The organism is Lysinibacillus sp. FW301-JW8 (assembly GCF_058788755.1).
In genome coordinates, this window is the sequence record NZ_JBYTBB010000119.1 from 1 (window position 1) to 7,271 (window position 7,271).

General features: G+C 35.4%; 10 protein-coding genes. 5 read left to right on the top strand and 5 right to left on the bottom strand.

The annotated features are described in order from the left end of the window. Window positions 1-110: 110 nt before the first annotated feature. The 3 genes from AC3WOM_RS26135 to AC3WOM_RS26145 form a co-directional block, all read right to left on the bottom strand. The gene (locus AC3WOM_RS26135; protein ID WP_492448988.1) at window positions 111-599 is read right to left on the bottom strand and encodes a DUF3231 family protein; all 489 of its coding nucleotides are present in this window, start codon (window positions 597-599) and stop codon (window positions 111-113) included. A 73-nt stretch (window positions 600-672) separates the two neighbouring features. Beyond that, entirely contained in the window at window positions 673-969 is a 297-nt protein-coding gene (locus AC3WOM_RS26140) for a hypothetical protein (RefSeq protein ID WP_427543391.1), read from the bottom strand. A 113-nt stretch (window positions 970-1,082) separates the two neighbouring features. Beyond that, window positions 1,083-1,748: a cupin domain-containing protein gene (locus AC3WOM_RS26145; protein ID WP_492449005.1), complete on the bottom strand. Its 666-nt coding sequence runs from the start codon at window positions 1,746-1,748 to the stop codon at window positions 1,083-1,085. A 228-nt stretch (window positions 1,749-1,976) separates the two neighbouring features. On the opposite strand from AC3WOM_RS26145, the gene AC3WOM_RS26150 reads away from it, so the two are divergent. From AC3WOM_RS26150 to AC3WOM_RS26165, 4 genes are read left to right on the top strand one after another with little or no spacing between them, the layout of a single operon-like run. Then, window positions 1,977-2,198, top strand: a complete 222-nt coding sequence (locus tag AC3WOM_RS26150) for a transcriptional regulator (protein ID WP_427543388.1) — start codon at window positions 1,977-1,979, stop codon at window positions 2,196-2,198. Next, the gene (locus AC3WOM_RS26155; protein WP_427543385.1) at window positions 2,195-3,454 is read left to right on the top strand and encodes a Y-family DNA polymerase; all 1,260 of its coding nucleotides are present in this window, start codon (window positions 2,195-2,197) and stop codon (window positions 3,452-3,454) included. The genes AC3WOM_RS26150 and AC3WOM_RS26155 overlap by 4 nt, the downstream gene beginning before the upstream one ends. 12 nt (window positions 3,455-3,466) lie before the next feature. After that, window positions 3,467-3,808 (top strand): YolD-like family protein, encoded by a 342-nt coding sequence (locus tag AC3WOM_RS26160; RefSeq protein WP_492448993.1) that lies wholly within the window; start codon window positions 3,467-3,469, stop codon window positions 3,806-3,808. Next, window positions 3,801-4,160 (top strand): YhjD family protein, encoded by a 360-nt coding sequence (locus AC3WOM_RS26165; RefSeq protein ID WP_427543379.1) that lies wholly within the window; start codon window positions 3,801-3,803, stop codon window positions 4,158-4,160. The genes AC3WOM_RS26160 and AC3WOM_RS26165 overlap by 8 nt, the downstream gene beginning before the upstream one ends. Window positions 4,161-4,251: 91 nt before the next feature. On the opposite strand, the gene AC3WOM_RS26170 is transcribed toward AC3WOM_RS26165, so the two are convergent. Both AC3WOM_RS26170 and AC3WOM_RS26175 read right to left on the bottom strand, forming a co-directional pair. Continuing rightward, a complete protein-coding gene (locus AC3WOM_RS26170; protein WP_492448997.1) occupies window positions 4,252-4,728 on the bottom strand; it encodes a GNAT family N-acetyltransferase in 477 nt (158 codons plus the stop codon). Window positions 4,729-4,891: 163 nt separating this feature from the next. Further along, the gene (locus AC3WOM_RS26175) at window positions 4,892-6,160 is read right to left on the bottom strand and encodes a hypothetical protein (RefSeq protein WP_492448999.1); all 1,269 of its coding nucleotides are present in this window, start codon (window positions 6,158-6,160) and stop codon (window positions 4,892-4,894) included. A gap of 528 nt (window positions 6,161-6,688) precedes the next feature. Here AC3WOM_RS26175 and AC3WOM_RS26180 point away from each other — a divergent pair. Further along, window positions 6,689-6,940: a CPCC family cysteine-rich protein gene (locus AC3WOM_RS26180; protein WP_492449002.1), complete on the top strand. Its 252-nt coding sequence runs from the start codon at window positions 6,689-6,691 to the stop codon at window positions 6,938-6,940. The last annotated feature ends 331 nt before the right edge of the window (window positions 6,941-7,271 follow it).

Consider the following 7,271-nt stretch of genomic DNA (forward strand, 5'->3'; position numbering starts at 1 on the left):
GGAACGGAAATCACCTTCATTTGACTTAGTAGTGTTCACAAAGAGTCCCTTGACCATTTAGTTTTTCAACACTATGACAAGCTCTCGTTTTTTTGAAACGAGAGCTTGTTTTATCTATTTGTAGCTGGAGCTAGTAACCAGCCTTTGTCCTTACTTAACTGTATGAGCTTTGCACCCAGTATGGCATATCTCATATGAAGCTCACCATACTTTGACACATATTTCTTTTTTACAGCTTTTTCAAAAGATTGGCTAACTGAAATAACAGAGGAAGCAATATTCATCGATAGGATGGCACTGATTTCGGTATCATTGATAGCAGTTTTCCCACGTATATCTCCCATTTTTAACTTTTTATAGTCAATGGATGCAGAAGGGGTAAGCACGCCATTGTCCTTTAATAAGGCTTGTAATTGTTTATTTTCCTCTTTTAAACATTGAATAAATTCTACGATAATCACCTTCAGATTTTTATCGGTAGCATGCTTAAAAAATGCATGATTGGACGCTATATAGCTATTATTAACGCCAAGCTGTGTCCAAATCTGAAAAATTTCCTTAAAACGTAATGACTCTAAATTATTATTTACCAATTCCATAATTACACTTCCTAATTCTCATTGTATTTATTTAAAAGTAGGATGTGTTTTAAATTGGAATTTTAATCATTTTTTACATTAAAAGGTTATTTTTCTTCTTATTTTTATAGCTATTAATGGTTGTTTTCAATGCGGCAAAGTTTCCAATTGCTGCATACCCATAAAAAAAGCCCATAAATACACCGGCAAGAAGGCTATGTCGATGGCTTATAAAGATAGAAATAATCAAGCCAATAGCAAGGGCAATTACTGGAACATATTTAGGCTGAACATGCATAAATACCTTAATTAGCTGTGTAATAAGTAAAACGGCTGGAACGGCTATCACAGCATCCCAAAAATTTGTATGGATCAGTGGAAATAATTCCATTCTTTACACCTCATTTAGTAAAAACAAAGCGATGACTTTACTATATATGGTTTCCCTTTTATCTATTTTTATGCGATAAAAGTTGATCAACATTGAGTGCTACTGTCTATTAATTAGTAATAGGGGCCATATGGATACATATATGGGCTGCGGTGCGGGCATGAATACGGATTTGTGTACTGTGGATACTGATACTTGTGTTTATGATGATGAGAATCTTTTGGTTTATCAGAAGTTGATTTTACACGATTACAGTCTTTGGCTGGTCCAATATATGTCGATGGTACAACTGGTGCTATTGCTTTTTTCCATAGATTTTCATCTAAGCAATAAGTGTGAGCCATAATATTGGAAGGTGTAAATCTCAATATATCTGAACCTAAAATAACCTCAGGAGTCGGGGCATCAAAAATAGCTAGTAGATGCGTGTCATCCTCAGTAGCTACCTCATAATGCCACCAGCCTTGAGGTACATTTGCAACTTGGCCCGGTTTTATAGGATAGTTTTGAAGCTTCTTAGTAAAAGGATTAAGTATGGATACGATAGCAGCACCAGCAATACAATATACAAGCTCTCCTGCATTTTGATGATAATGTGGTTCAATTACATTGTCCCTACTTAGAAAAATATCAAGCAAGGACACATTTTCCAATGTATTTAATTGTTCTATTCCAAGAACATTTATATAATTTCGATTATCTTTTTTAAACAGCGTACTTTTATTGACGTCAAAAGTGAACTGTGTGGATGGTGACGTATAATCAATTGTTGAGCTAATAATGACATCCCTTCTAAATCAAAATGAAACACTCATCATAAGCATATGTACAAAGTCATTTTAGGCTTAAACAAAAGCCTATGTTTAGTTTCCATGTTAAAGTCCAAATTAGCTAAAATTACCACTTCTAATTAAGAACGTGTGTGCGTATAATAAAAACACAAACATTCGTTCTGTGTCAGGGGCAGCTTTGTTAGACTCACTTGATTTTTGGGGAGGAAAGTAAAGGTGAAAGAACAGTTAATAAAGGCAATGCAACGTCAACAAATAGTCAGCATGATGTATATATCCCAGTCTGGTGCCATTACGAAAAGGCGTATAAAGATCATCAAGCTTGCTGGTGATTCATTTACAGCATTCTGCTTTACAAGGCGAGCAAAACGCACATTTATGATTAACAATGTTCTAGCGATAATGCCCGCTGCACGTGGAAAGCGTGAGGTTATATGAATTATGACGCTCTACCACATAGGGACATTTTTTGTATTGATATGAAATGTTTTTATGCTAGCTGTATTGCCGTGCTAGAGGGTTTAGATGTTTTGAAAGTTCCTATTGCCGTTATAGGTAATTTTGAACAGCCAGGTAGTATCGTACTTGCAGCTTCACCAATGATGAAGGAAAAATTTAAAATCAAAACAGGAAATAGACGTTATGAGATTCCTAAGCATCCAGATATTAAGCTTTTTGAACCGAAAATGTCATTTTTTCTAGAAATGTCAATGGAGATTACTCGACTTATAGCTAAGTATGTCCCTGCTGAGGCGATTCATGTCTATAGTGTCGATGAAAGCTTTGTAGATTTAACAGGTACAGAAAAGCTTTGGGGCTCTCCTGAGCAAGCAGCTAAAACGATTCAACAAGCGATTTACGAGCAATTTCGCATCCCCTCCGCAATCGGTATGGGACCCAATATGCTAATGGCTAAATTAGCATTAGATTTAGAGGCCAAAAAATCTGGCTTTGCTAAGTGGAGCTATGAAGATGTTCCAAAAAAGCTTTGGCCAGTACGACCATTGTCCGAAATGTGGGGTATTGGCAAACAGATGGAACGGAGCTTACATGCAATGGGTATACAAACAGTTGGAGGGCTAGCAAACGCAGATTTAAAGGAATTAGAAAAACGTTTTGGTATTATGGGCAATCAATTATATTACCATGCATGGGGAATTGATCTTTCCTCGTTAGGAGAGCCTTTAGTAACGAATGCAGCGTTAAGCTTTGGGAAAGGACAAATGTTAATGAGAGATTATCATACCCGAAAAGAGATTGCGGTTGTGCTACTGGAAATGTGTGAAGATGTAATGCGGCGAACGCGTGAAGCAGGATATGTTGGTCGCACAATCAGCTTAGGGCTTTCCTATAGCCGCAATGCGATGACAAAAGGGTTTCATCGCTCTCGAACGATTGAGGTACCAACAAGTGAAACGCTTGTCATGTATCAAACTTGTCTTGAATTACTGGATGAGTATTTTGCGGGTGAACCAGCACGTCAATTGTCTGTTAGAATAACGAATTTGGAACCGGAACGCAGTATCCAATTGGACTTATTTGATGCACATAAGGAGCAGCGACAGATCATTGGTCATGTTATGGATGCAATCCGCAGAAAATATGGAGCAATAGCCTTATTAAGGGCAGCTTCTTATACAAAGGCGGGTACAGCTATCACACGAAATCGTTTAGTAGGTGGGCATTTAGCATAAGGAGTGAATGAGATGATACGAGATAGAGGAAATATTAAATGGACGGCGATGATGTTACCAGAGCATCTGAAGCTTCTGAAAGAATGGAAACAAGAGAGCTATGTTGAGTTGCCACGTGAACTTGCTGAATGGGAGCTGGAAGAATTACAACAAAGCATAGAGCGTGCTTTAATGGAAAATAAAGATATTATGTTAACTGTATGGGAGAACGCTAACTATTTGCAGTGGAGTGGGGTCATTCAAGCTATTGATGAGGAGAATCAAGAGCTATTATTAGAAACAATTACAAACACAAAGCATATCCCTTTACGTAAAATTTATGCCGCACATCTAGAAGATGATTATAATGATTAACGGTGAACAACGAAGTTTACTGCATCAATATATTTTATTGGATTTAGCTGTAAAATCATTGCAGCAGGATTACAAACGGGCAGAGTACTTTAAAATGAAGCTTGTTTTTTTACCTTTAATGGATGCCTTGTTAAAGAATTTACGAAAGGATTATTTCCAGCTAAAACGTCAACTAGCTCAGCAGCAAATACGAGTAGTGGGGTGGCATCGCATCGATGAATATTTTAGTGATGTGCAAATTGCCACAGCAGGAAACGATGAAGTGCTACGCTACGCCAACCAAGCGTTAAAAACACAAGTTGAAGAACTATTGTTGCAGCAATTACAAAATCACTCATTTGAGCTTACATAATGAGTGATTTTGTAAAATTAGTTAACAAACCTTGAGGAATCACATAAATCGCCAGGAAATCCACAAGTGATTAATTTAAATTCGATAATAGCTAAATGTGTAAATTCATAACAATTTGCTCACCAATAGGCCCCATTCTTCTTTCCCCATGATCAACAAAGCCTACTTTTAAATACAGGTTTTGAGCAGGAATATTTTTATGGTTCACCACTAAAGCGATCTCATTGCATTCCTTAAATTCTCTTTTAATAAAGTCTGACAGTGCCAGCATGCCCTTTTTAGCGTACCCATTTCCTTGTTGCTTATGGTCAATAGATAATGCCGTAAGTAGCATAGCATTTGGATTGCTAGAGTATTCTTTCACTCTCTCTGTTGCATGAAGAACAAAAAATCCAACTGGTACATTGTCACTTAAAATAACAATTGGGTACTGTCCAACCATTTCTATAGAAATCTCTTTAGGAAGGGCCGTAAATTGAGATTGCTCTTCGGGAAGATCAAAGTCATGTAAAACATCTACATAATCTTCTGAGAAATGTACTAATTCAATGGTGTTTATAGTTTGCATAAAAATGACCTCCTTTTTTTCGTATTCTAACACAAGAACAAACGTTCGTAAATAGGGTGAGAAGATCAAAAGGAAGTGTACCTTAGTGAAAAAAAGAGTGACTATAAAATCACTCTAAACAAAACAACAGGGGGAAGGGGTCACCTATCTATATAAAGGATTCTTATAAATCATCTAATTTTACAAGTTCGCCATTCGTAGCGTTGACTGCAAATGCACAATCTAATTTCCCACACAAAATATATTGTGCTAATTGTTTATCGTAGACATATACAGGTGTAAGCTCAAGATGATCTTGCAATTTATCAAACGCTTGATTTTCGGTGATTGTACCTTTTTCCACGGTAGTATAAGCTTCAAATGTCTTTAACATAAATTGACTATCCATACTATTGATTGCTTGTAAATTTTCCGCATCAATGATAACAAGTAGCTTTCGTTTGAAAATAAAATTGGAATGCTCATTATATTTTAACGTTGCATAAATATAGTTATCCTGACGATAAAGGGTTGTCAGTAACCACTTCCCAGTATCATTCGGGTATTCTTGACGTAAAAAATCGGAAACGGTGCTTATACACTGTTCTTTTTCAAGATTTGTAATTGGTAATAAATTCGGATGACACTCTCTAGATATAACTTGTTCTAAAGTGACATCATTGTCAAAGATAAGGGATGTTTTTTCGAATGATTGCTTAATCGGTGAATCCCAATAAATAATTTTATCGATGGGCAATTGTATTTTGTCATCTACAAAAAATTCAAAGGGGATTGTCCTTGTTAAATCATTCGTTACATAAATTTCCTCAAAGCCATAAAAGGGAAGAATTTGCTTCTGCTTCTCTAAGGGGAACTCGATAAGCTTTATTTGTTTTTTTTGCAAATCTGCAACCTTTTCTAAGGATAATGCAGGAACATCTTGTTTAAATTTTTCTTTAGGAGGAAATTGACCTATGGCTGAAAAAAGTGTCAGCTGACCATCCTGATTATATTTAATTTCAATAAAGCCGGATGGGGAAACGGGGATACCCGTAAAACATTCTTTAAAAAATAATCTTCCACTTTCCTCTTCTATTAACTGAAACTGCTCGTTATAGGTAAGTCCTGTTTCTTCCTCAACCCATTGAATAATATCGTTTGTGGAAGTGCTGACAATTATGTTTTTTTCAGCAAAAGACTCGTTATCTACAAATAAGATGCTTTTAAGTTGACCAGTATGCACATCTATGTCAATAATTGCAGTTCCTGGTGGATTTAAATCATTCTCTTCTGTCTTTTTAGCATGAGAAGGAAGCCATTCTGTAGTGAATATATAGGTTGTATCTTCAAATATGTCTAAGCTTCTATGAAATGAAGAGGTATGTAAATAATAATTAGTTAATCCGAATTTTTCTTTTGTTGCAGCAATTAATGCTTGTATTTTTTGTTCCATATAATAACGCTCCTCAAAATAATCGTTTCAATTGATATACGATAGTGCTATTGGAAAAGTTTCGTAATATAAAGAACAAATGTGTAATCATCAAAAAAAGCTATAGCGTACGGTAGCGCTACAGCTTCAAGTGACCTATTTAGGTTAGTCAGTAAAGGCATTATATCATATAGTTTGAAAAACAAACAATAACAAAGCAAGGTAGATATAACGGTAATAAAATACAAAAAACAGTAAAAATATCTAATGATTTTCTTGCAGAAATAGGAATGTTCGTTCTAATATATTAGCAAGCTAATGCTCTTATTCACAGGAGATCTGGATGTCACTATGCAATGCTAAAAACAAAAAAAGTGCATTTAGAGCGAGATGAATTTGAGCTTGAGGAAATAGCGTATGCATTAAGTGGAGTTTGGAATTATAAAAAAGTATGGAGGAATATCAACTTACTTTAAAACAGAGGATAAAATTATGTATTGGTTAAAACAGATTGAACTATACGCTCCAAAATAAAAAAGGTGATTAAAAATGACAATAAAAAAATGTCCGTCTTGTGGATATTTCACAGTTGAGAGTGACTTTGAAATTTGTGAAGTTTGTTATTGGCAATATGATGCAGTGGCACAAGACATGCCAGATAAAGTGATTGGTCCCAATAATGTTTCTTTACATCAAGCACAAGTAAATTATAAAGAATTTGGTGCGTCTGAAAAACGATTTATAGAATCTGTCAGAGCTCCCAAAGAAGATGAGCTTCCAGAAAATAATGTAGGGTGTTAATAGTATATAAGAAGTACAGAGACTAATTCAAAATTGGTTATATCAAAACACTTACTTATGGGATTTGCAGAATGGAACAATGACCACTGATCGTTTAATTAAGTTGTATGAATCAGCAACGTAGAAGTAAATAGGGGAAAAGATGACCAACAAATCTAACTTAGCCGAGTTGGTCATCTTTTTTGTATTTATTAGGATGGAATTGCCTATGTAATATATCTGCACCAATAAAAATACAAAAAGTCCCTAAAATTTTTGGCTCTTCACCAAAACATGTGCTTGACTAAGAGCCATACTGAATCCATTCGGCATTGCATTCTAGTAAAATTGT

What these genes read in the sequence shown, in the direction of transcription:
- AC3WOM_RS26135 (WP_492448988.1), bottom strand. Translation starts at nt 599, where the DNA reads ATGGAATTGGTAAATAATAATTTAGAGTCATTACGTTTTAAGGAAATT.
- AC3WOM_RS26140 (WP_427543391.1), bottom strand. Translation starts at nt 969, where the DNA reads ATGGAATTATTTCCACTGATCCATACAAATTTTTGGGATGCTGTGATA.
- AC3WOM_RS26155 (WP_427543385.1), top strand. Translation starts at nt 2,195, where the DNA reads ATGAATTATGACGCTCTACCACATAGGGACATTTTTTGTATTGATATG.
- AC3WOM_RS26160 (WP_492448993.1), top strand. Translation starts at nt 3,467, where the DNA reads ATGATACGAGATAGAGGAAATATTAAATGGACGGCGATGATGTTACCA.
- AC3WOM_RS26165 (WP_427543379.1), top strand. Translation starts at nt 3,801, where the DNA reads ATGATTAACGGTGAACAACGAAGTTTACTGCATCAATATATTTTATTG.
- AC3WOM_RS26170 (WP_492448997.1), bottom strand. Translation starts at nt 4,728, where the DNA reads ATGCAAACTATAAACACCATTGAATTAGTACATTTCTCAGAAGATTAT.
- AC3WOM_RS26175 (WP_492448999.1), bottom strand. Translation starts at nt 6,160, where the DNA reads ATGGAACAAAAAATACAAGCATTAATTGCTGCAACAAAAGAAAAATTC.
- AC3WOM_RS26180 (WP_492449002.1), top strand. Translation starts at nt 6,689, where the DNA reads ATGACAATAAAAAAATGTCCGTCTTGTGGATATTTCACAGTTGAGAGT.